17 protein-coding genes and 7 pseudogenes are annotated in these 24,497 nt (G+C 65.4%); 10 read left to right on the top strand and 14 right to left on the bottom strand.

From position 1 onward, the window contains the following. Positions 1–49 precede the first annotated feature (49 nt). The 3 genes and pseudogenes from J2X68_RS37750 to J2X68_RS40410 form a co-directional block, all read right to left on the bottom strand. A complete protein-coding gene (locus tag J2X68_RS37750; protein ID WP_310437133.1) occupies positions 50–1,627 on the bottom strand; it encodes a phage/plasmid primase, P4 family in 1,578 nt (525 codons plus the stop codon). Between the two features lie 366 nt (positions 1,628–1,993). Further along, a complete protein-coding gene (locus J2X68_RS37745; protein ID WP_310437132.1) occupies positions 1,994–2,968 on the bottom strand; it encodes a hypothetical protein in 975 nt (324 codons plus the stop codon). 313 nt (positions 2,969–3,281) lie between these two features. After that, positions 3,282–3,425 (bottom strand): annotated as a pseudogene (locus tag J2X68_RS40410) (ISAzo13 family transposase); the annotation flags it as partial. A gap of 693 nt (positions 3,426–4,118) precedes the next feature. On the opposite strand from J2X68_RS40410, the gene J2X68_RS37740 reads away from it, so the two are divergent. Both J2X68_RS37740 and J2X68_RS37735 read left to right on the top strand, forming a co-directional pair. Beyond that, a complete protein-coding gene (locus J2X68_RS37740; RefSeq protein WP_310437131.1) occupies positions 4,119–4,700 on the top strand; it encodes a hypothetical protein in 582 nt (193 codons plus the stop codon). Further along, entirely contained in the window at positions 4,589–5,197 is a 609-nt protein-coding gene (locus J2X68_RS37735) for a glycosyltransferase family 4 protein (RefSeq protein ID WP_399041786.1), read from the top strand. Before J2X68_RS37740 ends, J2X68_RS37735 begins: the two co-directional genes overlap by 112 nt. Before the next feature lie 62 nt (positions 5,198–5,259). Here the strand turns inward: J2X68_RS37735 and J2X68_RS37730 are convergent, their stop codons facing one another. After that, complete coding sequence (locus J2X68_RS37730) at positions 5,260–6,417, bottom strand: transposase (RefSeq protein ID WP_310437129.1); 1,158 nt, start codon at positions 6,415–6,417, stop codon at positions 5,260–5,262. A gap of 26 nt (positions 6,418–6,443) precedes the next feature. Between J2X68_RS37730 and tnpA the strand changes: the two genes are divergently transcribed. Then, complete coding sequence (gene tnpA / locus J2X68_RS37725; RefSeq protein WP_310437128.1) at positions 6,444–6,872, top strand: IS200/IS605 family transposase; 429 nt, start codon at positions 6,444–6,446, stop codon at positions 6,870–6,872. A 2,344-nt stretch (positions 6,873–9,216) separates the two neighbouring features. Here tnpA and J2X68_RS37720 read toward each other — a convergent pair. After that, on the bottom strand, positions 9,217–9,444 hold the full coding sequence (locus J2X68_RS37720; protein WP_310437127.1) for a helix-turn-helix domain-containing protein: 228 nt from the start codon (positions 9,442–9,444) through the stop codon (positions 9,217–9,219). 281 nt (positions 9,445–9,725) lie between these two features. On the opposite strand from J2X68_RS37720, the pseudogene J2X68_RS37715 reads away from it, so the two are divergent. Beyond that, positions 9,726–9,944: pseudogene (locus J2X68_RS37715) on the top strand (IS701 family transposase); the annotation flags it as partial. 1,156 nt (positions 9,945–11,100) lie between these two features. Here the strand turns inward: J2X68_RS37715 and J2X68_RS37710 are convergent. Beyond that, complete coding sequence (locus tag J2X68_RS37710; protein ID WP_310437126.1) at positions 11,101–11,736, bottom strand: transposase family protein; 636 nt, start codon at positions 11,734–11,736, stop codon at positions 11,101–11,103. Further along, the gene (locus tag J2X68_RS37705; RefSeq protein WP_310437125.1) at positions 11,721–11,966 is read right to left on the bottom strand and encodes a hypothetical protein; all 246 of its coding nucleotides are present in this window, start codon (positions 11,964–11,966) and stop codon (positions 11,721–11,723) included. Before J2X68_RS37705 ends, J2X68_RS37710 begins: the two co-directional genes overlap by 16 nt. Here J2X68_RS37705 and J2X68_RS40405 point away from each other — a divergent pair. Then, a pseudogene (locus J2X68_RS40405) lies at positions 11,962–12,241 on the top strand (IS5/IS1182 family transposase); the annotation flags it as partial. The gene J2X68_RS37705 and the pseudogene J2X68_RS40405 sit on opposite strands and share 5 nt — an antisense overlap. A 131-nt stretch (positions 12,242–12,372) precedes the next feature. Here the strand turns inward: J2X68_RS40405 and J2X68_RS37695 are convergent. From J2X68_RS37695 to J2X68_RS37680, 4 genes and pseudogenes are all read right to left on the bottom strand, one after another. Beyond that, positions 12,373–12,775: pseudogene (locus J2X68_RS37695) on the bottom strand (DUF6009 family protein). After that, positions 12,772–14,316, bottom strand: coding sequence for a phage/plasmid primase, P4 family (locus J2X68_RS37690; RefSeq protein ID WP_310437143.1), 1,545 nt, complete (start codon positions 14,314–14,316; stop codon positions 12,772–12,774). The pseudogene J2X68_RS37695 and the gene J2X68_RS37690 overlap by 4 nt, the downstream one beginning before the upstream one ends. A 450-nt stretch (positions 14,317–14,766) precedes the next feature. Next, positions 14,767–15,426 (bottom strand): annotated as a pseudogene (locus J2X68_RS37685) (bifunctional DNA primase/polymerase); the annotation flags it as partial. Positions 15,427–15,922: 496 nt separating this feature from the next. Continuing rightward, positions 15,923–16,513 carry a TetR/AcrR family transcriptional regulator gene (locus J2X68_RS37680; protein WP_310437124.1) on the bottom strand — a complete coding sequence of 197 codons (591 nt, stop codon included), beginning with the start codon at positions 16,511–16,513 and terminating at the stop codon, positions 15,923–15,925. Positions 16,514–16,617: 104 nt separating this feature from the next. Between J2X68_RS37680 and J2X68_RS37675 the strand changes: the two genes are divergently transcribed. From J2X68_RS37675 to J2X68_RS37655, 5 genes and pseudogenes are all read left to right on the top strand, one after another. After that, on the top strand, positions 16,618–17,430 hold the full coding sequence (locus J2X68_RS37675; protein ID WP_310437142.1) for an alpha/beta hydrolase: 813 nt from the start codon (positions 16,618–16,620) through the stop codon (positions 17,428–17,430). 123 nt (positions 17,431–17,553) lie between these two features. After that, positions 17,554–17,922, top strand: a complete 369-nt coding sequence (locus J2X68_RS37670) for a hypothetical protein (RefSeq protein ID WP_310437123.1) — start codon at positions 17,554–17,556, stop codon at positions 17,920–17,922. A 54-nt stretch (positions 17,923–17,976) separates the two neighbouring features. Then, positions 17,977–18,333: pseudogene (locus tag J2X68_RS37665) on the top strand (transposase); the annotation flags it as partial. Positions 18,334–18,488: 155 nt separating this feature from the next. Then, positions 18,489–18,920, top strand: coding sequence for a hypothetical protein (locus tag J2X68_RS37660; RefSeq protein WP_310437122.1), 432 nt, complete (start codon positions 18,489–18,491; stop codon positions 18,918–18,920). An 89-nt stretch (positions 18,921–19,009) separates the two neighbouring features. Beyond that, a pseudogene (locus tag J2X68_RS37655) lies at positions 19,010–19,551 on the top strand (transposase family protein); the annotation flags it as partial. A gap of 520 nt (positions 19,552–20,071) precedes the next feature. On the opposite strand, the gene J2X68_RS37650 reads toward J2X68_RS37655, so the two are convergent. The 3 genes from J2X68_RS37650 to J2X68_RS37640 all read right to left on the bottom strand — a co-directional run bounded on the left by J2X68_RS37650 (position 20,072) and on the right by J2X68_RS37640 (position 24,319). After that, positions 20,072–20,365 (bottom strand): hypothetical protein, encoded by a 294-nt coding sequence (locus tag J2X68_RS37650; protein WP_310437121.1) that lies wholly within the window; start codon positions 20,363–20,365, stop codon positions 20,072–20,074. Positions 20,366–22,322: 1,957 nt separating this feature from the next. Further along, positions 22,323–23,345: a hypothetical protein gene (locus J2X68_RS37645; RefSeq protein ID WP_310437120.1), complete on the bottom strand. Its 1,023-nt coding sequence runs from the start codon at positions 23,343–23,345 to the stop codon at positions 22,323–22,325. A gap of 305 nt (positions 23,346–23,650) precedes the next feature. Beyond that, the gene (locus tag J2X68_RS37640) at positions 23,651–24,319 is read right to left on the bottom strand and encodes a DUF6417 family protein (protein ID WP_310437119.1); all 669 of its coding nucleotides are present in this window, start codon (positions 24,317–24,319) and stop codon (positions 23,651–23,653) included. Between the last annotated feature and the right edge of the window lie 178 nt (positions 24,320–24,497).

Here is a 24,497-nt window from a genome sequence, read left to right as displayed (position 1 = left end):
CATGATCCATCGTACGGTCGCTCGATCAGCTTTTCCTGGGAGCATGTCGTCATACGCTCCTCCTCCCCCCGTCCGGGACGGCTCCGTCGGGAAGCAGGCCCAAGCCGGGATAGAACTTGGTCGCATTGCTTTTGATCATGTCCGAGGGTGAGGACAGCCCGAGTTCCTGGCGGATTCGGCTGGCGAAGGCACGCGGTGTGGAGGCGCGGATGCCTTCGTCGGAGCACCAGTGGCCATAGGCTTCGTAGAGCAACTTCTGTTCGACCCGCAGATCCGGGTCGGTGCGGCCGGCCTCGTTCCTGACGCAGCGTTCTGTGATGAAGCGACCTATGTGATCCTCCGTGGTCTCGTATGCGGCGGTGGCGATACGGACGGAAGGCGGACCGGTGAGCGGGTCCCGGGTGGACAGGTATTGTATTGCTCCCTCGATGAGCCATTGCAGAATCCCGGGACCTTCGTCGGTCACGAGTTCGGCTGCCAGGTTGTCGACCTTGCGTTCGTCGGGCACACGTCGTTCGAAGGGGATGATGCGCATACGACGCCAGAAGGCGTATCCACCGGTTCCCACTTCGGGGCGATGGTTGCCCAACAGCCAGAGCTTGTGCGTGGGTGTGAAGGTAAAGAAGTTCTGCCTCATGCGCCGGGCAGTAATGGTGTCACCGCCGGTGAGAAGCTTCACGCGGCCTTCGTTGAACTTGTCGTTCGGCTTCAGCTCACTGCACACCACGATGCGTCTGCCGTGGAGTTCGGTGAGTTCGGTGGAGTGCTCAGTGAACTTTCCCTTTTCCATGAGGAATCCGGGAGGGGCGGCGTTCGCGTAGTCTCCCAGAATCTGCATGGTGACTTCGAGCAGAACGGACTTGCCGTTGGCACCGGAGCCATAGAGGAACGGCATCACTTGGGCGCCGACGTCACCGGTGATGGAGTAGCCGAGCAGCAGGTGCAAAAACCGGATGGTCTCCAGTCCTCTGTGGTCGTCTCCGAAGGTGTCACGCAGGAAGCTGTTCCACCGAGGGATGGGAATCTTCTGCGGTGCGACGGTGGTGGCGCGGGAGTGCATGTCGGTGAGAGGGTCGGGCTTGCGCAGCTCCCCAGTGCGCAGGTCGACGACACCGGAGGGGGTGCACAGAGCGTAGATATCACCGTCGAGAATGTCGGGGGCCAGGCGCAATGCAGGGGATGCCTGCGCTTGGTACAGAAGTGCCTTTATTCCGGAGGATGATTCGGAGTGTCGGCGGTGTGATGCGAGCTGGCGGTCGGTGAAGCGGCCTTCGGGATCGCGCTCGGGGATCTGCTCGGCAAGCTCTCCGGCTGCCCATCGGGCGGCTTCGTCGCCACCTGTGAGTTTCCAACGATAGGCGTCCCACGAGTGCCAGCCCATGCCGATCACATATCGGAACTGATCGTTGTAGAGGCGGGCGAACAGCTTCGCATTGCCGCGGTCGGTGAGTGAATCCGGAAGGAAGCGTGTCAACGGCTCAGCGGCGCGCGGTGGGCAGCGAAGGCTGGTCTGCTGTACGGGCAGACTTGGGCCAGGAACCGGCTTGGACGGTGCAAAGCCAAACGCCTGCTGACGAATCTGCGCGGCGACGGCTGCGGCGTCGAAGTGGACAGGTTCGGCGCTCATGAACCTCCTCGGGTATGGAGCGGGCGTTACGTGCCGGCGAACGGGCCGACATGTGCGGAACGCCTTCGCCTCCGTTCAGGAGTGTGTTTCCGGGTACGGAAGGGTCTGTGAGCCCTCGTGTGCTCAGCCGTCTGCCCTTCTGCCGATACCTGGCCGGAATCTTTCAGGTATTCCGGGCGCTAACGGCGGCACAGGCAGGCCTGGAGTGTCCGCAGGCCGCTTGATGCACGGAGAGCACGTAGATCCTGAGCGGATGATTGGGAACGCAAAGCCACTCCTGCCAGAAGATCGTGAAATCTGGCAGGAGTGGCAGTTCGGTCGCCATACCGGCGCAATTTTTCTGTCGCTCAAAGGCAGGGGGTCCTACTAACTGGCGTCCTTGAACTCTCCGATGAAGATGGAGCGGGTCTTGTTGTCGAAGTTCATGTCTGCAAGGTCTGCAGCGTTTCCGTTCCGGAGCAGAAGGGATTCGCCGGTGCAGTCGCGTCCGGACCACAGCTTGATGGGCTTTCCACCCGATGCCGCATCCTCGGGACCGATAGTGGAGATTGCTCCGCCCAGCGAGGGAACATTCTGGCAACCAGTGCCCTTGACGGTCCCCACCGCACTTTCGCTGTCCGTGGCGTCCTCGGCGTACTTGTAGAAGCCTTCAACCGAACGCTTGACCAGCTCGGATGCGGTCGAGTCGCTGTCACTATCGCCTGACCCGGCCGCGGGCTCCTCGACATCGGGCTCAGGTGCGTCGGCGTCCGTGCCCGCCTTCTGGCCGTCGGGCGTGACACCGAACCAGGTACCGCCAACACCCTGGCCGTTGGTGTCGCCCGGGGCGAGATCCTTGCTGAACAGGTACACCGGAGCCTTTCCGATGGTCACCTGGAACCCCTTGTCCCGCTTGATGAAGCCCACATCAGCCTTGTTGATTCCGTCAATGAAAACCTTGCCGCCAGGCTTCACGACATACGGCGGCCATGTCTTTTCACACTGATCGAAGCAGTTGGACTGGGAGGGCGCATCCTTGTCGAACCGGTACAGGACAAACCCCGCAGCGTTTGTCACAACGGGGTCCAGGTCCCCGGCCGCACCTGCCGAAAGCTGAACCCAGTTGCGGATCACTGGCCCGGATTCCTTGGCCTGCTTCGCGGGGGCTGCGTTGGCTGCAAAGTCGCCGGTACTCAGATCGGCCTTATTCTGTTCAGCAGTACCGCTCTTGAAGCTGACTTCCTCGGATGCAGCGGCAGCATCCGAGGCTCCGTTGCTGCTTTCGTCACCACCACAAGCGGTAAGCGTTAGAGCACCGGCCACGACGACCGCTGCGAAAAGGGTGCTACGAGTGCGAGACACTGAACCTCCGAAGAAGATGCCGCCCTGGTAGTACCCAGAACGTTTTGACACCCCGGACACGGCTCTGCTCTCTTCTGGAGTTCTAAATCTCGCAGTCCGTTACTCGAACGTTATCTCGGCGACCGCGCATAGATGTATACGGTACTGTCACGCAGGGTGTCGGCCTCGTGCTTTTTGGTGATGCCGTCAAGTCGCCAAAAAGCATGCGGATACCGCCGCGCCGGGCCTGGTACTCCCGTCGCAGTTCGCTATCGCTGCTGGTCAGAGCCGTTTTCCTGAGGGTACTCGGCTGACGTCACGTCAGGCTGTGGAAGTTGCGGGCGACGTCGTAGATCCCGAAAGGGATGACCACCGGTTGGTCTCTGGTGATGAAGGTGTGGCAGTCCACTTCGACCGGGCTTCCGCCCGGTCGCCAGGTGCGGCCGGGCCGGTCGCGGTTGCCGGGCCACTCCTTGGCTGCCGGCTGTTCATCCGGCCCACCGGACCGATCAGGCCGTGCACGTGGGCGCGCACCCCTCAGCCGCGGATTCACCCGACGAACCGGTGGCCGACCCGCACGAGTACTTCTTCCCACTCCGCGGACCAGACATCGCCGCCTACGGCCAGGAATGGCGATTGCGCCGGAAATGCCCGCGGCGTCGCGACGCCTGGCACGCCCGCTCACCACACCCATATGTCAGACACCCCCTAGACGCGGCCGCGGCTCGCGGACGAACTCAAGGGCGCGGTGCTGCGGTGCCCGGCGAAATCCGCTCCTGGAAATCCGCTTTGCCCAGTCTCAACGGGCTCCTACAGCCTGCCTCACCGGCGCTGGGCATGCCTCGGGCAGCTCCAGAGTGGCCTTCGTGAGCGCAGTCTCCGACGGCCCCGAGCACACCCGATCACCTTCCGCGCCGTAAATATCGGAAAGAGCAACAGCGATTGAGGAGGTACCTGGCAGGTTCGTCCGAGTTTCCAAGTCCCTGCCCAGGGATGGCCGCTTGCGCTACGCCCTCTCCAGCCCACGTGTCTTGCAGTTCAGGAACGGGGCAACATCGCGTGTCCCGTCTCATTGGACTTTGGGCGATCTCACCGAAGTTTGACCAAGATCACCATGATGGCAACGGTACCCATACGCTCTGTAACAACAAAGGTGAAGGAGTAAGCAAGGGTGACTGCTGTGTACTTCGTCGTACCAGCCGGGTTGAACGACGAACGCAGCCCGTCGGGCGGCAACCGGTACGACCGTGAGCTGGCCCGGGAGTTGAGCGATGGGCTTGGCTGGAACGTGCAGGTGCGGCCCGTGGCCGGCTCCTGGCCCCGCGCGGCTCCCGACAGCCTGCGCGAGCTGTCCTCCATCCTGGAGGCGATACCCGATCACTCGGTGGTGCTGTTGGACGGGTTGATCGCCTGCGGGGTCCCGGACATCATGGCCACCCACTGTGAGCGGCAGCGCCTAGTGGTCCTGGTCCATCTGCCGCTCGCCGACGAGACCGGGCTGGACCCACAGGTAGCCCAGCCCTCGATCGCGCCGAGCGCGAGGCACTGGGATACGCGTCTGCGGCTGTCGCGACCAGCCACTGAACGGCCTTACAACTCACCGAGCGCCATGGCTTGCCGGGTGCTCGCGTGCATGTCGCCGTGCCTGGCGTTCATCCCTCTCCCCTCGCGTCGGGCGGCACCCTCAGCGGTGGCCGACATCTGCTCTGCGTGGCCAGTACCACCGAGCGCAAGGGACACACCACGCTCGTGAGCGCGCTCGCCACCCTTCCGCGTGATCTGCCGTGGCACCTGAAGGTGGCCGGTGCGGAGCCGGACCCCGCATACGCCGCTCGGCTGCGGGCCTCGATTGCCGAGACCGGACTCGTCGACCGGATGTCCCTGCTCGGCCCACTGACCAGCACCGAACTGGACGCCGAGTACACATGGACCGGTCTGCTGGTGCTGGCGTCCGACAACGAGCCGTACGGCATGTGCATCACCGAGGCACTCGCGCATGGACTGCCCGTCTACGCGTCAGGTGTCGGTGGGATTCCGAAAGCGGTGGGCCACGCCGCCTTCCCCGGCGAGAGCGAGCCGAAGCGCCCTGGACGTCTCATTCCGCAGAGCGACACCACGGCCTGGGGTGACGCGCTCGGCGAGTGGATGCGAGAGCCGGTGCTACGCGACCGGCTGAGAATCCTGGCCAAGCAGCGGCAGCGCACCCTGCCCAGCTGGCATTCAACAGCCGTCAACTTGACCCGGCCCTAAAGGACCGGGCTTGGAGGTAGCGTCCGACTGGCTGCTGGGTTGGCTCCTCCGTCCAAACACCCTTATGGGGTGGCAGGGACGCGTGACTCACGCCCCGCATTCCACACGCTCTTGCCACGGGTGGCGATGTTGTGGGAAGCATTCCGGTCAGCGTGGGCAACGACCCCGCACCCCCGGCAGAGGAAACGTCTCTGGTCAAGACGGTTGCGCTGGTCGACGTGGCCGCACTCGGCACATGTTTGGGACGTGTACGCGGGATCGATGAAGACCAGGGGCACGCCGGCCCGCTTGGCCTTGTAGATGATGAAGTCTGCGAGCTGGGCGAATGCCCAGGAGTGGAGCGCGACCCGTTGGGGCTTGCGGAGCCGTACCCTCTGCCGGATTCCCTTGAGTTCTTCCAGGGAGATCCCGGCCGAGGTGCGTTCAGCCTCGGTCACGATCGTCTTGGCGATGATGTGGTTGGTGTTCTTGACGTGCCGCGCTTCGCGGCGGGAGCGCTCCTTCAGCCGCCGCTTGGCGGACTTGGTGCGCTTCTTCTGGAGCTTTGCCCGCAGGGCAAGCTGATGCTGGCGGTAGCGGTTGAGTTGGCGCCCGGCCGCCTGATAGCCGACGGACGTAGTGGCGATGTTGACGATGCCGAGGTCCACACCGATGAAGTCGTCCGGCGCGTACGTCTCGGCCTCGGCGACCTCGCAAGTGGCGATCAGATAGAAAACCCCGTCACGCTCGATCAAGTCTGCCTCGCCCTTGCGGTACTCGCGCAGTGCCTTGAGCGCGTCGGCAGAGCACACGAACGGCACGTTCTTCAGGCGCCCGGCGATTGTCCAGATGGACACGGTCTGTGCGTCGTACTGCCAGCTCAAACACCGGTCGTCATACGGCTGCGCGGCCTGGGGACGGAACGTGATCGGCTTCGACTCAGCCTTGATCCGGCGCTTCGACGTCGGCTTGCCAAGGTTCCCTGCGCGGATGTTGGCGTGCAGCGTCGTGTACGCATCGCGCACCTTCTTGATCACGTGTTGCGCCGCCTGCGCCCCGAGCCCTTCAGCCTTGAGGCGCGGGTAGGTGTGTTTGCGCAGCTCGTATTCACGCGGCACACCATGGGCGATGGCCACCTCGGAGACCCAGCACGCCAGGTCGTTGACCGTGCGCAGGGTCGCCGACAGCGCGGCGGCCTGGTCGGCCTGCGGCATCAGCTTCACCTGCGTCACGATCTTCATGACGGACATCGTACTACGGTTGGTCTATGTCACCACGCTGGGAACCAGACCCCAACATCTACAGGGGCCGAACGGTCGTCTATGCCCTCCATGCCCACTTGGTCTTTACACCCAAGTACCGGCGCGGCCCGTTCACCGACGAGATCCTCACGCGCTGCGAAGAGATCATGCGGGCCGTGTGTGCCGACTTCGAAACCGAGCTGGTGGAGTTCAACGGCGAGCGCGATCACGTTCACCTGCTCGTGCACTACCCGCCCAAGGTCGCCATCTCCCGGCTCGTCGGCTCCCTCAAGGGCGTCTCAGCCCGCAGGCTCCGCCAGGAGTTCCCCGGTCACATCCGCAAGTACCTGTGGGGCGACCACTTCTGGTCCCCGTCCTACTTCGCCGCGTCCTGCGGAGGCGCACCGCTGGCGATCATCAAGGAGTACATCGAGAACCAGAAGCGTCCCGACTGAGGCCCACAGTGCGGACCCGTACACCAGGGCAGGTCACCCCTATCTTGAGAAGCGCTTCCTCCTGGGCGTGAACGCCCAGGGTTCCGCGCTAGATCATGCTGAAAGTCCAAGGCGCTTTGCAGGGCCGGCCGTCCACACCGTTGCGCAACCAACCACAGCGGCCCCCACTCAAACTACGGAGAGATAGTTCACGGTTCAGGAAAACAGGGCATCACGCGGGCGCCGCCTGCGCAGCCGTCCGCCGATCACCTCGGTCGTCCAGCGAAAGACCTCGTGCGCGGTTGGCCGTGTCGCGTCGAAGGACGCGGATCCGCCACCCGGTTCACACCCGAGAGCTGCTGGGCCGGGTGACGGTCCGGTGGTGTGAGAGCGGTCCGGCGACTGCCTGGACGATGTCGATGCGCCGTGAGAGGTGCACTGCGGCCTGGAACTTGCGCCGTTCCCCGTACCAGGTGTGAGATTGAACTTGCGATGTGGTGGTGTCATCACGCGGCCGCCGCTCCGAGAGCGCAAGCCCCGGTAGCAGGCGTCCGTAAAGATCTCCATCTCCATGAACGGGCCGTCGGCCAGGAACCGGGCCTGTCCGGACTGTCGGTCTGGGTGATGTCGGCGCAACTGCCCGGCCGGGCCGGGCTGCAGAGCAACACGTGCCCCTCGGCGTCGCCTCATGCGGCCGAAATCACCTAGGTCCAGGCCGACTCCGCCTACGCCGGCCAGCTCACCGCCTGGTCCGGCGACTCTCTGCACATGTCTGTCAGAAGGTCCGCTAACCACGCGTAGCCAAGGATCTCGTCGTCCTGCCACGGAGACGGTAAGCCGAACGCACCCTGGGCCGGATCACGAACGCCGACGAAACGTCCCGGACTTCGAATGCCTTCCCCAACGCTCCGAGGCACAACTCGCTCATGTCCCCAGACTCAGCCGGCGAGGACCCGATCCCGATCCCTAGTGGACGAAGAACGACCGCCCGTCCTGCGCCTGCCAGGCAGAGCTGGTACCGACACGGTCACGGTACAGGCCCCATTGGCAGAATTCGATCAAATGTTCACATCGACTGGCCCTGCGGTCTCGACTTCCGTAGGACGTTGGGTACATGGGCTACCTCCATCGACTCTGTACTCCAGCGAGAGCCTGGCCTTGTCCCTGGAACTCTCATACGTGCCGCAGCCGCAAGCGAAGCGTTCTGCATGTCACTCAGCCGGTTTCGGAGCCCACTCTCATAGCTGCCCGGCGTGGCAGGCAGGTCGTCAAGGCTCCTGATAGGAGTCGGTCGCGCAGCCACTGCTGTGGCGTCGAGACTGAGAGACGGTGGGATCGGAGCGGCACGTGGTGGTTGCTCAAAAGCGGTCGTCCACCATTCAAGATCTTCGCGAGACGCATCCGCGGGTTGGCTTTGGCTGCGGTCAGTGGGCACAGGTACCTACCTCTTGTCTTGTTTCATCTCCTTTCTGAAAGACGCCGCTTGCCCGGCAAAGCGTTCAAGATCCACCTGAACTTCCGGGAGTGCAGGTCAAGCCCACGATGTCGCGACTGACGTGACCTCGGCACCCTTGAGAGAGACTCCGTGCCCTGGCAGACCCGAGAAACCCCACAACAGGCTGCCGATCAGGGGGACAGCGGTCAGGCAATCGCGGCGAGAGGTGGCGATACCCTGGGCGCTGCGGGAAAGGATCGGCCGGCCAGGACACAGAGATGATCTCCCGCTACGCAACCTGCAAGCCCACTGTCCGTCTGCATGCCGACAGCACCCCCGACGCGGGAGTCCCTGCGACGGGCGGCGCGAAGGTCGACAGCGGTACGTCTGCACAGCGACGGCCGCCTCCGCCGGTGGCGATTGCCGACCCTATGACGAATCGTCCACGGATCTCAAAAAACTAGAACCATCCAGGGCAGCCCCACGTAGCTATGAGTGGGTGCAGCGTGAGCGGCCGACTATACGATCCCCCGTCAGACAGGAGGCAGCTCATGCGGCATCCCGCTGGCCTCGGCGCCCATGGTCGAGACCAGTAGATGGCGTGGCCCGGTATCCCCCCAAGAGCCCCGGGCCACGCCAGTGCACACACGGCTATTCATACCTTCAGCCGCACGGCCGCGGGCTGCGAATCCTGGATTCCGCCGGAGGGGAGCGAGGACTGGCCGGCGGGACGCACCGCTGCCCGCTGCCGACTTCGAGATCTGGTGGGCCGACAGCCGCCAACAGATGCGGCTGAAACCGTCCGAGCTTCGCCAGCTGCGCAACGGCTTCAAATATTTGGTTGAACGCTGGCGTCGTACCTGGTGCTGGATTCCTCACACGAGGTACACGTTTCGGCGCCGCAGGGACCGGTCGACGGTGCTATTGAGTCTACAGTGGCCTGCGACCGGCCGACGGCGTCCACTCGGCGGGTCCCGACTCGTCGAAGGCCCACGGTTCCCCGACGGGCTTCGACCGCAGCCGCCACGACGGCACGGTCTTGACTAGGGAGATGATCCGAGATCGTTCCTCCTCGGTGATCCGCCGCTTGCGGCCCTGCCCGCCCAGATCGTCGAGTCCCTGCAAGCCGGATCGTTGGGAGCGGCGCAGCTCCGGCATCGATCGGACCGTTCTCTGGCAGCAGTCCAGCTCCACTCGATCATCCGGGCCCGCGTCGCCACATCCCAAGGCGCCTTCCGCGCCCGCCCCAGCTGGCAAACGACGGCCCGCTCGTCGTCGTCACACTCCGGCCGTGCCCAGAGCCCAACGCCCAGGACCCGCCCTCGAGCACCCGCAACTACCCCGCCACCAGGACGTATGTCCAGCCAAAGCGGAATCCGGCATTGATACCGCAACGGTGTCTACCGTGGCTGCTGGCCAGGTCGGTCGTTGGTGTGGTTATGGGTGGAGACCTTGTTGACGTACGGGTGTGGGCGAGTGAACTGGATTCGGGGCATGGGCGGTTCATGCACCGGTTCGGCCGGTCGGAACCTCGGGAGTCAGCACTTGCCTATGTGCGGGGCCCGATCGCTGCGTTGCTGCGGAAGAACGGCTGGACGCTGGCGGAGAAGGCCGGCCATGCCGGGCCGGACCGTATCCAGCGGACGCTGAACCTGATCAGGCCGCAGCGCGTGAGCGGGATCGAACCGACGCGAATCCACTCCCATGAGGTCGATACAGGACGCCCGTAGCACCTTCAAGAAGCGGGGCTACGACTCGGGCGTCAGCAGCTTGCCGATCTGGTCCTGAAGGCGGAGGCCGTCGGTCTGTTGAGAGAACTCGCGGCGGGGTCGCGGCGGCGGGTCCGCTTACCCATGGACGGCGACCACTCGGTGGATGCCGTGGAGATCGTTGCCCCACTGTCCGAGCATGGTCAGAGGCGTGCGGATGGCGGACAGAACCTCGCCGGACAAGTCCTGACGGAGGGACTTACGGTTGAGCAGCAGGATCTGACAGATGGCGGAGGTCAGCCGGTCGGCTCCACGGCGGTAGCCCTCAGTCGTGCAGACCTGCGGGATAGCGTCGTCGGCCAACTTCGTGCCGAAGACGCAGTGGGCCCAGGCCGTACTTCCAGCGCTTGCCCGCAGAAGGGCGGTCGGCGGAAATAGGGTCGCTCGGTAACAGTGTTCCTTCGGCGGCACTAACGCTTGCGTCGATGCCTTACGGACCGCTTCTTTGAGTGTCAGTACCAGGGCAGACAGACATCTGTCCTTGACGACCCGACGACCATGCGGAATGCGGTTACTCAGCCGATGGACCGCTGATTGCGCGCCGCCGTGGAAGAGTGTGATGCGAGTGCAAGCGGCGGGGTCTGACCGATTCTTCGCCCTGGCCACCGACGACGTGACGGTTGAGGAAGCGCAACGCATGAGGGCTCCGAGCCGTTGATTGAGATGTCTGACGTCTCGACCACGCTGCTCTGGGGTGTCGTCGGCCACCAGCCTGCGCTCGCCCGCCGGGTAGGCAACGGACTGGCCGACTGCTCACGGGGGCGAGCGTGCGAGAGGTCGCCGATCGGTGTGGGGCCTACCCCGAGCTGGTTCGATTGACGGGGGAGTCTCTGAGCAGTCGGTGATCTTGCGCTGCCCAGGACGAGTCCTCAGTCCCGTATACAAAAGCGCAGGTCAGCCCGTATGGGCTGCCAAGGGCGGGACTGACGGGACTCAATGTTGCAGTTATCACTTGCCGATGTCGTCTCCGCAGTCGCGCGCGCGGAAGAATCCTGCCGTCCACGCAGCAGGCAACTTGGGTTCTCGGTCCCGTCAGTCCCGTGGTTCACTGATTTACCTCCCTGACCTGGGCATACAACCTGTGGGACCGAAGAGACCGAAGTCCGGGCGGTAGTTCTGAAGGGTGGAGCAGCGCTCCAGCGGCACCGGCAGGACTCAGAAGTATTTCCACCAGGGTGGGGTGAGCAAGGCTGACGGGATGCCGCGTGCAGAGGAGCTCGAGCGGCTCCGCCCCACTGACCTTTCGAACCGGTTGGCGCGGGTCCGAGGCTCCGGCTGGGCGGGCACAGCTCCTCCGGCTCTGAGCAATCCGGGTTGTTGCCCCGAAAGCAGGTACTCCCCTCCTGCCGCCTCTTGAGCAGCGCCAGCGCCAGCGCCAACCTCCGCAGGTCCTGGACTCCTGTCCGTGCCAGACCCACGACATCACAGCTGCCCGGCACGACCACTGACCCAAACGCCCGTCCCGGCCCCACGGCATGCGGCCGGGACGGGCGGCTGATATCCAGATCAGGTGGCCTTTCTCATCGGTGAGAACGAGGAACTGAAGGCCGTGATGGTGGTGTTTGCCGGAGTGGTTCCGCCGATTGGCCCTTCTAGTGCGGCGCTGGGTGGGGATGAGGGTGCCGTCGATCAGGACCACCTCCCCGCCCTGCCTGGCGACCTTTTTCAGGGCACGGTCCATGCGCGGGGCCAGTGCTGCGAGCGGTTGATCAGCTCGTCGCGCCAACTGCGGACAGTGGTCTCCCCCACGCCCGGCTCGCGGTGCGGGATCGGCATCACGGCCCGTCCGCCCACCTGCCCGGGCATCGGCGCGGCCGAGGCGCGCTCGTCGGCGAGTTGCTCGCTCACCCGCTCAAGGACCCTTTCGGCGACAGCGAGTTCGTCCCGCTTGGCCCGAACCTCCGGCGTCATGGCCCGCTCGCGCATTCCCCGACCGCGCGGGCGCCCCCGCATCGGGCTGACATGGTCCCTGCCGGCAAGGCCTGTTCCGCCCGCGATCCGCGGACATGTGCGCAGGCGCGGCATCCGGGCGGCGATACCGGGCCCGGCAGACCAGCGGGGCTATCGGCTGCGACGGGGCAATGGATGCCGCAGGCCCGCCTCTGGCCATCGACCGAGAGACCCACAAGCAGCGCAATACGGTCGAGTCGCACATCAACCGGCTGAAGCAGCGACCCGGCATCGCCGACGGCACGGGCTGATCTTCGGACTGTCCTACGTCGTCTAGTGACTTCGTCAATGCTCCACGTCAAGCAGCAGGATGGTAGGCCTCCGCTTCAACCGCCGCCGCCCAGCCTCTTCCAGCTTGTTCTCCTGGTCAAAGCGGCAGGGTTATGCCGAGTTCCTGCATGGCTGTGGAGGGTGGGCCACCTTCGGAACGTTCGGTCTTATAGCCCTTGACACGAGGTTCGAGGGTGAGCGGGCCCACGGCTTCAGCGGGTGCGCTCCCGCGCATACAGACCGTCGGGCTTGGTGTCACGGTCGTGAGGCAGCAGCCAGAAGACGCGGCGGCGGAAGGTACCGGAAGCTCGAGACGGTTTCGCCGTGGGTGCCAGCAGGGCGTAGCCGACCATGCGCCCGTCGCGGTGGTATGCCGGGCGTCCCTTGCGAGTGGGTAGCCGGTCCAGGCTCTGGCGGACGTAATCAAGGCCATCGACGTTCTCGAGCCAGACCAGCTCGGCTTCGTGGCTGATTTCGGCTTCTTCGATCAGGGAGCTCATGTGCTGGGGTCCCTCTCCTGCTCGGCGAGCAGTCCGATGCCGGGGTAGTGCTTGCGCTGGTTGGACAGGATCATCTGCTTGGGCGAGGCCAGGCCGACGACTTCGCGGGTGCGGGCGGCGAATGCCCGCGAGGACATGACGGGTGCACCTTCATTCTGGCACCAGGTCCGGTAGACGGCGTAGAGCGCTGTCTGCTCGGCGCGAAGCTCGAGGCCAAGTGTGCAGCATTCTTCGTAGAAGCGGCCGGTGTGGTCTTCGGTCTCTGCATACGCGGTGGTAGCGATCCGGACGCGCTCGGGCCCTGTGAGGTCGCGGTCTCCGGCGAGGTAGCGGCGGGCGCCGTCGATGAGCCAGCCCAGGATGCCTGGTCCCTCTTCGGTGACGAGGATGTCCGCCAGATTGTCGATCTTACGGTGGTCGGGGACGATCCGCTCGAAGGGGATGAGCCGCATGCGGCGCCAGAAGGCGAATCCTCCCGTGCCGACTTCGGGGCGGTGATTGCCGAGCAGCCAGAGTTTGTGGGTGGGTTCGAAGCTGAAGAAGTCTTGTCGCATGCGGCGTGCCTTGATGCGGTCACCGCCGGTGAGCAGCTTCACACGGGCATCGTAGAACTTGTCGCCGTGTTTGACCTCGGAGCAGACGATGACTCGCCGGCCGTGGAGTTCTGCCAGGTCGGTGGGGTGGCCTTCGTAGGGGCGAGCCATCAGGAAGCCGGGGGGAGCTGCGTCGGCGTAGTCGCCGAGGAGCTTCATGAGGACGTCGAGGAGAACGGATTTGCCGTTCTTTCCGGAGCCGAAGAGGAAGGGCAGGACCTGGCCTCCGACGTCGCCGGTGACGGAGTACCCAAGTAGCAGCTGGAGGTAGGCGATCATCTGCCGGTCTTCGGCATCGGCGCCGAAAGTGTCGGTCAGAAAGCGCTGCCATCGAGGAGTGGGAAGGGGCTGGGGCCCTACCGTGGTGGAGCGGGAGTGGAAGTGTTTGTTGGGGTCGGGGACATTGATCAGGCCTGTGCGCAGGTCGACGATGCCGTCGGGGGTGCACAGGGCGTAGGGATCTGCGTCCAGGAGCGCTGCGTTGAGGACCATGCCGGGGGCGGACTTGGCCTGGGTGAGCATGGCGTTGATGCCGGTGGTGGACAAGGCGCGGCGGCGGTGTGACTGCAGGGCTTGACTGGTGAACAGGCCGCGCGGGTCGTACACGGCGATGGCTTCGGCAAGGTCGCCGGCTGCCCACAAGACGGTGTCGTCCTCGTCGATCTGCCAGCGGGTGGTGTCCCACCGGTACCAGCCGATTCCGGGGACGTGACGGTAGTCGTTGGCGTACAGCTTGACGAACAGTTTGGCGTTGCCGCGGTCGGTGAGCGTGTCGGGCAACAGTCCGGCCGAGGTCGCCTCTCCGGCGGCTGCGCGGGAAGTGGCGGCTTGGGCGGGCAGAGCCACGGTAGTGGCCGGGGCAGGGCGTGCCTGTTTGCGGATCTGGCCAGCGACGGCTTCGGGATCGAAGTCGAAGAGGGCCTCAGCCTCGTTGCCGTGTGACGTCATCGGGGCCCCTTCGCGTGTGGAGGGGCTGTCGGCGGCCGGCCGCCAGGCCGCTGCTGATGATCTGGGCGGCGCGGCGCTCCTGGCCTGGTCGGGCTGTCGCAGCGGCCTGAGTGAGGGCGTGCTGAGCTTCTTCCTCGGTAAAAGCCGGCCGGCGGCGACGAGGCCGCCGAGAGTGTAGGCGGCGCGGTTGAGGGTGTCGGAGAACCCTGCGCCTTCGGTGACTTGGCCGCAGGTCTCAACGGGGGCAAGGACTCTGGCGATCAGGCGGAAGGTGCTGTCGTGCCCTCCGCCTGCGGCGAGCACGGCTTGGTGCGCGCGTGGTGGGACCGGTCTGGGCGCGGGAATGCTGGGAGCGGGCAGGTGGCCGGTGCGCTCGAGTTCTTGGGCAAGCCAGGTGGGGAGAGCGGCCGGCTCACGGATATGGTCAACCGGGATGCACGTGCCGTCGCGGGTGGTGGTGCCTGGAGCGACGATGTAGCCGCCGTGGGCACGGACGTCGACCTGCCAGGCGAGTGCGGCTCCCTGGCTCGAGCCTGCCGAGCAGCGCCAGCGTGGCCTGTCCACGGCGCGGTACCAGACGTGCAGGCCGCCGGAGGGGGTGCGGACGCGCAGGGTGGTGTTGTCTTCCGCGGGGCAGCGCTCGCCGCGCAGAGCGGCCAGGACTGCCAGGGTGTGGAAGCCGTTGGCCAGGCCGGTCAGATCGACATGGTCGCCGATCGGGATTCCCGGCAGGATCCGTTCCCGGGAGGGAGGTTGCGCGGGGTGGGCATCGATGTCGATGACGACCAGTCCGGCTGGACCGCAGGCGACTCCGACAGCCAACTCGGGGTGGGCACTCCACCACTGTGTAATTCGTCGCTGGTCAAGAGTGGCAGAGTGGAAGCCGTGGCACCAACGTCCTGCCGGAAGGCAGGGGCACTGCGCGGCAGGGTGGGGATCTGTTCGGCAGCGGGTGCAGTTCGCTGCCGGGGTCTTGCGGCCGGCAGTAAGCGGATGCACGGGCCAGCCGCGGCGCGCGCACCAGCTTGCGGTGGTCAAAGTGGCAGCGCCTGGAGACTCAAGAGCGGGGTGCCGTGAGTCGCTGTCGTAAAAGCCCAGCTCAACAGGCATTCGCACCGCCTATCAGCGACCCAAGCGACTCAACGATGGACACGGCCTAGCGAAGGTTGGGTACGAGGTCGTGGAGCACATGCGAAGGAACGCTGCTGCCGTGGCGTTAGTGGGATCGTAGGGATGCAAGGAGCGGCCAAAAGTCCGGGGCAGCGACTGAATAGCTGCAGTCGCTGTTGCTTGAGCTTGAGAAAACCGCAGATGACGAGCCGTCACGGCACAGAACAGCGACTGAAGCGACTGAAGGGTTCTATGTATGACGCACAGGAATAGTCTCGAGGTGGTTCATATACTCCGAACGTGAGTCGCTTGAGTCGCTGAATGCTCCTGGATATCGCTCTGACCTGCATGTTCTCGCCCACAGACAGCAGCGACTCAACGGGCTTTGGGTAGCTTGGTCTTCAGTCGCTGACCGAACGCCGACGGAACTTCCTACATTGACGTGCACCTGCCTACCGACACTTGACACCTTGGGATGGCTTCGACGACTCAAGGACTAGTGAGCGGACCCGCACTCCCCCAGGACTGCGCGTGCGGCACGCGCGAGTGCATCCGAGACGCCTGGCCCATCGAGGTAACCACCGACCATGGCACCGTCGCGCAGGAGGACCAGCGTCGCAGCGGCCCCGCGCGGGTCAGGATGCCCGCAGGCGGCTGCCAGGGAGGTGAGGGCCTGGCGGAACCAGGTCCGGTGTTCGCCGATCGCCCGGCGGACGTTGTGGTCTGGGTCGGGGTATTCGGCGGCGGCGTTGATGAACGGACAGCCCCTGAAGCCTTCGCCGCAGGCATCGTCGGAGATCCCGGCGATGAGCAGGTCGAGCATCTGCTCGGGGGACCCGGCGATCGCGGTGCCGGCGGCGAACTGGGCACGGATGGCACCATCGCGGCCGCGGAGGTAGGCCAGCACCAGATCGTCCTTGCTGGGGAAGTGACGGTAGAACGTTGCCTTGGTCACTCCCCCCTCGGCGATCAGCCGATCTACCCCGACAGCCTGGATGCCCTCGGCATAGAAGAGCCGCGAGGCGGTTTCAAGCAGCCGCTCCCGCGGCCGGGACGTTGAAGCGGCGATGCCGTGCACGGCGTTCATGCCTTCAAAAGTAACAGACAGGTCTGTCTTGACAGGCGCGTCGTTCAGGTGCTCATCTACTAAGAGACAGAACTGTCTGTCTCTTAGGGAGAGCAGTGGTGACCATGTCCACCAAACCCATCGTCCTGATCCACGGCCTGTGGCTCACCCCGCACAGCTGGCAGCCCTGGATCGACCGATACAGCGCCCAGGGCCACACCGTCCATGCCCCGGCATGGCCCGGCATCTCGGAACTGCACGAGCCGCTCGACCGTGACCGGGTTCCTGTTGGCCTGGGCGTTCGGGAGATCGCCGACCATTACGAGCGCTTCGTGCGCACGTTGGGAGAGGAGCCCATCATCATCGGCCACTCTTTCGGCGGTCTGGTCACACAGGTTCTCCTCGATCGCGGTCTTGCGGCCGCAGGCGTTGCCGTGCACCCCGCTCCGGCCAGGGGTGTCCTGCGTCTTCCGCTGTCCACCCTGCGCGCCAGCTGGCCGGTCCTTGGCAATCCCGCCAACCTCCGCCGCACCGTCGAGCTGACCGACCGCCAATTCCACTATGCCTTCGCCAACACCGTCACCCCGGAGCAGGCCGTCGCCGAGCGCGCCCGCTGGGCTGTGCCCGGCGTGGGCAGGCCCCTGTTCCAAGCCGGATTCGCCAACTTCACCCCCGCCGACCGTGCGGCCACCGCCGTCCGATTCGACAACTGTGAGCGTGCACCCCTTTTGTTGGTGGGTGGGACAGCCGACCACATCGTGCCGGCAGCGGTCGTCCGTGAGACCCACCGCCGCTATCGACGCTCCAAGGCGCTCACTGACTACAAGGAGTATGCAGGCCGCGACCACGGCACTTGCCTCCACATAGGCTGGGAGACTGTTGCGGACGATGTCTTGGACTGGGCCCTGCAGGTGCGACGCCCCGCCCGCACTTCCTGAACCGCGCGTTTGCGGCCCACCAGCGCCTGACCGACGAACACATGAATTGCCGCCACCTCCAGAGTCGGTCAGCGAGAATACGGTGGCCTTGCCCGCCGTATTCAGGAGGAGTACAGCGACGGTGTGAGTTACCGCAGCCTCGAGGGCCTGTACGAGGATGAGGAGTTCATGGGGACAGAGGGCACCCATACGATCCTCGACATCGACAGGATCGTTGCCACAGATGACCCGCCGGTCCGGTCTCATGCCTCTGACTACGGCACGCTGCGCCCTCTGGCACTCAGCCGGGTGGTTCACCACTTCGCTACCGACCACCCCACGGTCGAGCAGTACAAGGAGCTCATCACCGCTGCCAATGAGGCTGCGAGCCACGAGGAGCACCGGCGGAGCCTGCTCGGCCAGTGCCGGCTTCGGTGGACCGGCAATGACGTCGTCCTCTACTCCGATGACAGGCCCACCCACCTGGGCATCTTCGGCTTCTCGGGCGACTAGAGCTCGCCGGGTCGGATTGCGTGACAGCATCGTGTTCGGGTCGTTGATGCGGACATGGGGCGGGGCGACCTATGCGACGCAGAGTGGGAACGGCTGCGTCCGTCCCTGCCGGTCAGCAACGAGCATTATGGCCGTTGGCGGAATCACCGGCAGGTGATCGACGGCATTCTGCGCCGGGTGCGGACCGGGGTGCAGTGGCGTGATCCGCCGGAACCGTTCGGGCCGTGGAAGACGGTCTATGAACGGCAGCGGCTATGGTCGGCGGACGACACGTGGGAGCGTCTGCTGCAGCAGGTCCAGGCCACGGCCGATGCCGCGGGTGAGATCGACTGGGACATCGCGGTGGACTCCACCATCGTCCATGCGCATCAGCATGCGGCTGGCGCTCTCACTGACCCACCGCCGGTCCCGGCGCCAAAAGGGGCGGTACTCGCAGAACGCCAGGCCGAAACCGCATGGCAGTGCCTTTGAACCTTCCCGCGAACGCTGCCGTAGTGTCATTGATGGAGGTTCACCCCTCCAGCTCTGCGCGTTATCAAATTTACAAGAACCTGAAAAGGATGTAAATGGGCACGACTGTCACGCTCGGAAATGGCGCCACGGTGGATGAAGACGAAGTAAAGGCAATCATCTCAGCCTTCAAGCAGGTTCCCCCATTCTCCCTGATGTACCTCGCCGAAGCCGCCCAGGACAACATAAATGTCACTAATATCCCCCTAGTGGATAGGCAGAATCTCCAGAGGGTCAACCTGCTGGGCGCCGACGGACGAATGCTCCAAACAGTTCGCGACGTGACGAAATCGGCGTTGACATTCGACGACAACGCCAATTTAAGGCTTCGTGACCCACGAGCTCCGCAGTCGGCCATCGCGGCGGTTGCTGGCGCAGCTACGGCCCACCCGGTGCCCTCGAATCCGGGCCGAGCTGGAGCGTCATCCACTACTACCGCACAGCTCGATCATTCGGCAGTCCAGGGTCACCGTCGATCCAGGCCATGATCTCGCTTACTGAGCACTGTCAGTGTGGCCACTGATCGGATGGCTGGCTGGTGTTCCGCAGCGCATGAAGCTCCTGTGCCGTGGAGGAGGTGTTTCGACGTCTCAACTCATCAGCGCAGGAGCCTCCTGCCTCACTCGGCCTGCCTCACGTCCTGATCGGGTGGCACGATGCTCATCGTCGCCCTGGAGGGTGACCGTGGCTGCACGCTCCGGCCGCACCAGCGTGCTCTCTGCGTGCTGGTCTGCCAGCGCCGGCACGACCCGCTCACGCAGATCGCCGCCGGCTTCGGGATATCCGTCGGCACCGCCCACGCGAACGTCACCGCCGCGGCCGGCCGCCTCGCCCGCCGGGTCCCCGGCCTGCCGCGGCTCCTGCGGGAGACCGATCTTGAGCACGTCCTGCCCGACGGAACCCCTGCCGCGTGCGACGGCGTCGGCGACATCCGGGCCGACTTCTCCCACCAGCACCGCCGCCACGGCGTGACCGTGCAGGTCACCGCCGAATCCCGCAGGCAACCTGCCGTACACCTCGCCCGCCCTGCCCAGCCGCACCCGCGACCCGACCACAGCCCGCGCCCACCCCATCATCCGGATCTGTGAACGCCGGAGCCTGCCCGTCCCCGCACCGCGGTACCGCGACCGGTGCCGACTTGAGCACGCGGCCGCAAACCGGCAGGGCCTGCACACCGCCATCACCCGCGTCCAGACTCGTCCGGCATCGCTGAGAGGCTGCGTTCCTGGCGCCAGCGCTGATCATGCCCGGCGCTGCGTACGCCCGGTGCCTCGCACCGCGGCCTGGCGCGGCTGCGGTCGGGCCTCACCTCATGACCTGTCACGAACCGCCAACCGCGCCCCCCGGCCTCATTTGATTACAAATAAGACATCACCCGACTACGTCGAAGCCCTGGCGCAGGAGAGGGCAGTCGAATTGAACTTGACCCCAGCTGCATCCCGTAGCACTAGCGAGTCTCCGGATGAACCTGCCAGTCCCGTAGCCGCAGGTTTCCCCAGGGCGGCTCCCTTTTAACCTCATCACCAAAAGCAAAGGAGCAACAATGACAGATTATCCGAAACTCATAATGGAGTTCGAATTCGAAAGAGATTCTCAAAATAGACCCCTTATACCAGGCCGAAACCGCGATAGCGGTCTTTCACAGGTCCTGCTCGCCGCCCGGGTCGACGATCAAGGTCACGTCAGGAGAACACTTGACGAGGAGCGGGCGAATTCCCTTACCCGGCGAAGTTTTTCCGTTGTGAGATATGGCACGCAATACGCTCTGTCGCGCGACACGAGGACGGAAGGCGAGTTCAGACGCGATGAGCAGGATATCGCGGTCGCGGCCATCGTGCGTGATTATCAGTTCGAAACAGATCTTAAGGGAAGCCCTGTACTGCCAACCCAAAGCACAATTGTCAACAATATGAAATTTGGAGAGATCCTGCATAGGATGCGCTCCATCGGGGGATCTCGACCTGCTGGTGAGCTGGGTCTTGCGGCAGCTCAGGCTTTGAAGAAAAAGGGATTTGATGTCTGGGACAACGTCGGTGGCGCGAGGGCGTTGTCGCCGCACACGCCTACGACCGCAACACGGTTCACCCAGGCCGTAGGTCCGGCGAGCTCCTCCTTGCCTGGGCCCCGGCCCTCTGCTTCGGCTGGGACCGCACCGTCCGGCCCTCCCCACTCGCAATCCGTCTCCACAGTCCGGGCACAGAAGTCCAGCGCGGCGCCGACGCCGGGCGCCGGCTCATCCGGGCACGCTCCCGCGTCCCGGCCCGCCCCGACGGCCCCTGCCATCACACCTGGGAGATCGACTATGCCCAATCGCGCCGAACTTACCGCCGAAGCCCTTCGGTTGCTGAGGGGGTACATACAGGAATACAAGATAAAGCCAATTGCAGCTTCGGTTTTTTCCTCGAGAAACGGAAAGTCCTCTAATTATCTTAGCGATCAAAGGACGGACAATACGGGGGCGTGGAATAAGCTGACCCCGCGCGAGCAGCTTGAGTTCCGCATCATGTCGTCCTTGAACGGAGGGCATCTCATGAGCGCAGACCTGGTTGCTGATGAGGTCAAGCGGTTGGAGCAGCGGGTTGATGAGGTCGAAGCTGGAGTTCATGGGATCTCTCGCATGATGTATGGCCCCGTGGCGTCGGTGCCAGACCTTCGTCCCCAGTTGATGTCTCCGTATGGTTCGATCGAGCAGCACAGGGCTGCGGTACGGGTTGCTGCTGCGGCGGCGGCAATAGCTGCTGTTGCAGAACCTGTGCCCGGTCAGCCTGTGCCCGGTCAGCCTGTGCCCGGTCAGCCTGTGCCCGGTCAGCCTGTAGTGGCTTCTAGGCGGCGATAGCTGAGATTGTCCGACCGCCCGCAGTAGCGACGGCGAGGAGTGGAAGCTTGGTGGCGTCAGTCCTACGTGGTGGTGTCAGCCACGGTGTGTCCGCAGATCCAGTCCGCAGAATTGAAGGCTGGGGCTGTCAGACAGGTGTCGTTGACGACGAGGACCCATGGTCCTGGTGTTCGACCGGGACGACCGCGGAAGCCTGCGGTTGACAGTCTTGGCTTGGTCGAGTTCAAAGATTGTGGTCCGCTCGATGGAAGGATCTTCGGCGATTGACTTGATCGGGTGAAGTCGAGTTGTTCGCCGGACAGCGGACAGAAGGCCGATGGCGACGGACAGTCGTCTGATTCTGGCCGTGAACGTCTCGCCGTGGCTGAGGCAGGACAGTAACTTGTGTGCTGACCGGGCCTTTTGCCATACGTTCGGCCGGGTGGGGCAAGCACCAGCTGCACCCGGCTTTCGCCGCGTCGACCACCGTCTTCAGGCGAGCGTCGTGCTCCCGGGGGACGTAGGCGGGCAGGATCCCGAATCGGTCGCGGGCTCCGTCGGGTGGACCCGCTGGCCGCTGTGCCAGACGAGCCGGACATCGCCGCGGAGTTCGCTGATCGGGCATCCCGCGCCCTGCGCCGTCAAGATCTGCATCAGTAGACCCCACAGGGCGCCCCGCCAGAGCTGGTGCGTGCCAGGCGGCGCGGCGGGCCAGCACCTTGGCCACGGCGGCCTGTTGGCTTGTTGGCCAGGACGTTCGCCGTCGGTGATGATGCGATGGACCGTGTCCCAGCTCGGCGCCCCCTCCAGTTCTTGGTGGGCGACGATGTCCTCAGTGATCGCATCCAGGCTGGGGGCGCCCGCTGCCAGGTACACCTCGTACAGCAGTTCCTTGAGCTCGCGCAGCGCCCCCGGCCATCCCACAAGCGCTCAGTCCAACGGCCACGCCAAGCCCCGGCCTTTCGCGGCACATACGTGCCTCACGTACCCGAACTCACGTCATCCACCGAGGGCAGGGTGGCAGCCGCACCGGCTGCGGAACGGTGCCGCATGGCAAGCCGGACAGCGGGCTGAGTCACAGAACGGGGGCTCGTCGTGCCAGAGGCCGCCCGCGGTTGCGCCGGCTGGGTGCAGGCTGCAAGAGGATGGCCATCGCGTCCTCGACGCGACCGAGGTCGATGAGATACCCGGCCAGGTCAGAGCAGTTCGAGGAGGAGTGCTGTTCCAGGACGGCGACGGCTTCCTCGGTACGTCCGGCGCTGGCGAGGAGCTCGGCGATGTGCGGTGCCGCGTACCGGGTGGCGCCCTCGATATGGGAGCGGGCCTGTGCGACCGCTTCGTCGACGCCGTCGCGGGCGGCGATCAGCGGCAGCCGTAGCCAGTACAGGTCCCACTCCTCCTCGCCCCCGCGAGCGGCGGCGAGGGCATCGAGGTGTGCCAGGCCTTCCTCCGGGCGGCCCTGATCGAGGCACAGCTCGGCCAGAGCATGGAGGACCCAGTCGTACCCGTTGTGGATGTCTGCCTGGACCCGCATCACGTCGATCGCTTCGCTCCCCCGGCCGTGCCGGGCCAGAAGCTGCGCAAGCTCGAACGCCGAACATGTGCCGCCCACCGCCTCGCCGGCCTGCCGGTATGCCGCGATCGCCCCTTCCACGTCGCCGCGCTCCTCCAGCAACCGCGCGAGCTGCCGAACTGCGCTCCCAGAGTCGTCAGTCGCCGCCATGGCCCGAAGCTCGTCGAGCCGCTCGTCCCGCGCCAGGGCCGCGGCCAGCTGCTCACGGTTGCTGAGCAGGCTGATGCTGTGGGCGCGCAGCAGGGCGATCGCCTCGTCGGTGCGGCCCTGGCGCTCGCGGATCACGGCCAGGTACCCGAATGCCGTGTCGCGATCGCCGCCTTTGCAGCACCACGGGAAGTCGGAACACCGGTGCTCGGTCCGGGCGGCGACCAGCACGGCGGCTTCCTCGTCGCGGCCGGCGGCTCCCGAAACGTCGACCAAGATGCCGAGGGGCAGTTCACCGATGTGCCGGCGCAGCAGAGTGAACGCCTCCTCGGCACAGCCGTGCCGCGCGAGCAGGCGAGCGTTGAACTCCATCGCCATCGGATGTCCGGCCTCCATGCGGACCCGGGTCATCTCGATCGCCTCGTCGACGCGGCCCCAGCTCTCCAGCAGCTCGGCCGCGGCTGCGACAGCCGTCCACCAGCCGGTCGCCAGATACGGGTGAGCACCTCCAACGCGTCGGCTTGCCGGCCCTGCTCCCCCAGCAACTGCGCCCACGCCAGCGCGCAGAACCACTGCCCGCGTCCGGCGTACAGCTCCACCACGTCGGCGTAGCCGCGTTCGAGTAGCCGCGAGACCAGCTCGGGCGGGATGCACCCGGACCGCGTCCGGGCCCGTATTCAAGATCAGTAGCGTCCACGGCCACGCACCCTAGCGCTCGCCTCCGACACCCTCTCCGCCGTCACGGCACCTGCACTGTCACAAGATGGCAGCCCACCCGTTGCTCTGCGGCCCGGGTGGGCGTTGAACTGGACTTTGTAATCGCGGCCGAAGCGGTTGGCCTCCGCAGCGGACCCGGTCAGGCGGTGAAGCCAGAATCCGTATGCCGCCGACTCCATCTGCTCCTGCGTCAGATGCAGCTGCCACCGCCTTGCGCCCCGGTCGTACACGGCCGTACGGACTTGCTCGGCAAGGCCTGGCGCCGGCGGTGACTTCAGCTCGCCGGCCAGGCCGACGAACACCCGCAGCGCTGTCATCTGGGACGGCGCCAGCTCCACCAACTGCTCCCCCGGCCCCGGCCCCAGGGGCGTCGGAGCCGGCCGGACCCCGGCGTAGGCGAGCAGGTCGTGCCCGGCCGCCGACAAGCGGACCGCCCAGCGCACCGGACGGCCCTCCCACGCCGACAGCTCCGCACGCGTCTCCCGGTCGGCCGTCTCCACCAGCCCCTCCCCCGCCAAAGCACGCGCACTGCGCTGCGGCGACGGGGCCACGGTGTCCAGTACCCAGCCGTGCTCGGCCTCTTTCGCTGCCGCCCGGACTGCCCTGAGCGCCTCGAGCGTCCTGTCTCCCTGCACCTCGCCACCCCATACGTGTCATCGACAGCAGCCATACGGCCGGCCTTACGGCCGACACGAGCGTGCCGCACCACCCGAAAGTGCTCGAGGTGTTCGCTGTCGATCTCATGCGATCGTGTGACTTGCCCACCGCGCGGGTGAACCCCGAGCCGAACAGCCGTCACGACGCCGACCCGGC

Source organism: Streptomyces sp. 3330 (genome assembly GCF_031456635.1).
GTDB lineage: Bacteria > Actinomycetota > Actinomycetes > Streptomycetales > Streptomycetaceae > Streptomyces.
The sequence above is the reverse complement of the archived record's forward strand: the minus strand, read 5'-3'. Positions and strand labels throughout refer to the sequence as shown.

What these genes read in the sequence shown, in the direction of transcription:
- J2X68_RS37750 (WP_310437133.1), bottom strand. Translation starts at nt 1,627, where the DNA reads ATGAGCGCCGAACCTGTCCACTTCGACGCCGCAGCCGTCGCCGCGCAG.
- J2X68_RS37730 (WP_310437129.1), bottom strand. Translation starts at nt 6,417, where the DNA reads ATGAAGATCGTGACGCAGGTGAAGCTGATGCCGCAGGCCGACCAGGCC.
- tnpA (WP_310437128.1), top strand. Translation starts at nt 6,444, where the DNA reads ATGTCACCACGCTGGGAACCAGACCCCAACATCTACAGGGGCCGAACG.
- J2X68_RS37720 (WP_310437127.1), bottom strand. Translation starts at nt 9,444, where the DNA reads ATGCCGGAGCTGCGCCGCTCCCAACGATCCGGCTTGCAGGGACTCGAC.
- J2X68_RS37710 (WP_310437126.1), bottom strand. Translation starts at nt 11,736, where the DNA reads ATGGACCGTGCCCTGAAAAAGGTCGCCAGGCAGGGCGGGGAGGTGGTC.
- J2X68_RS37705 (WP_310437125.1), bottom strand. Translation starts at nt 11,966, where the DNA reads ATGACGCCGGAGGTTCGGGCCAAGCGGGACGAACTCGCTGTCGCCGAA.
- J2X68_RS37690 (WP_310437143.1), bottom strand. Translation starts at nt 14,316, where the DNA reads ATGACGTCACACGGCAACGAGGCTGAGGCCCTCTTCGACTTCGATCCC.
- J2X68_RS37680 (WP_310437124.1), bottom strand. Translation starts at nt 16,513, where the DNA reads ATGAACGCCGTGCACGGCATCGCCGCTTCAACGTCCCGGCCGCGGGAG.
- J2X68_RS37675 (WP_310437142.1), top strand. Translation starts at nt 16,618, where the DNA reads ATGTCCACCAAACCCATCGTCCTGATCCACGGCCTGTGGCTCACCCCG.
- J2X68_RS37660 (WP_310437122.1), top strand. Translation starts at nt 18,489, where the DNA reads ATGGGCACGACTGTCACGCTCGGAAATGGCGCCACGGTGGATGAAGAC.
- J2X68_RS37650 (WP_310437121.1), bottom strand. Translation starts at nt 20,365, where the DNA reads ATGCAGGATCTCTCCAAATTTCATATTGTTGACAATTGTGCTTTGGGT.
- J2X68_RS37645 (WP_310437120.1), bottom strand. Translation starts at nt 23,345, where the DNA reads ATGGCGATGGAGTTCAACGCTCGCCTGCTCGCGCGGCACGGCTGTGCC.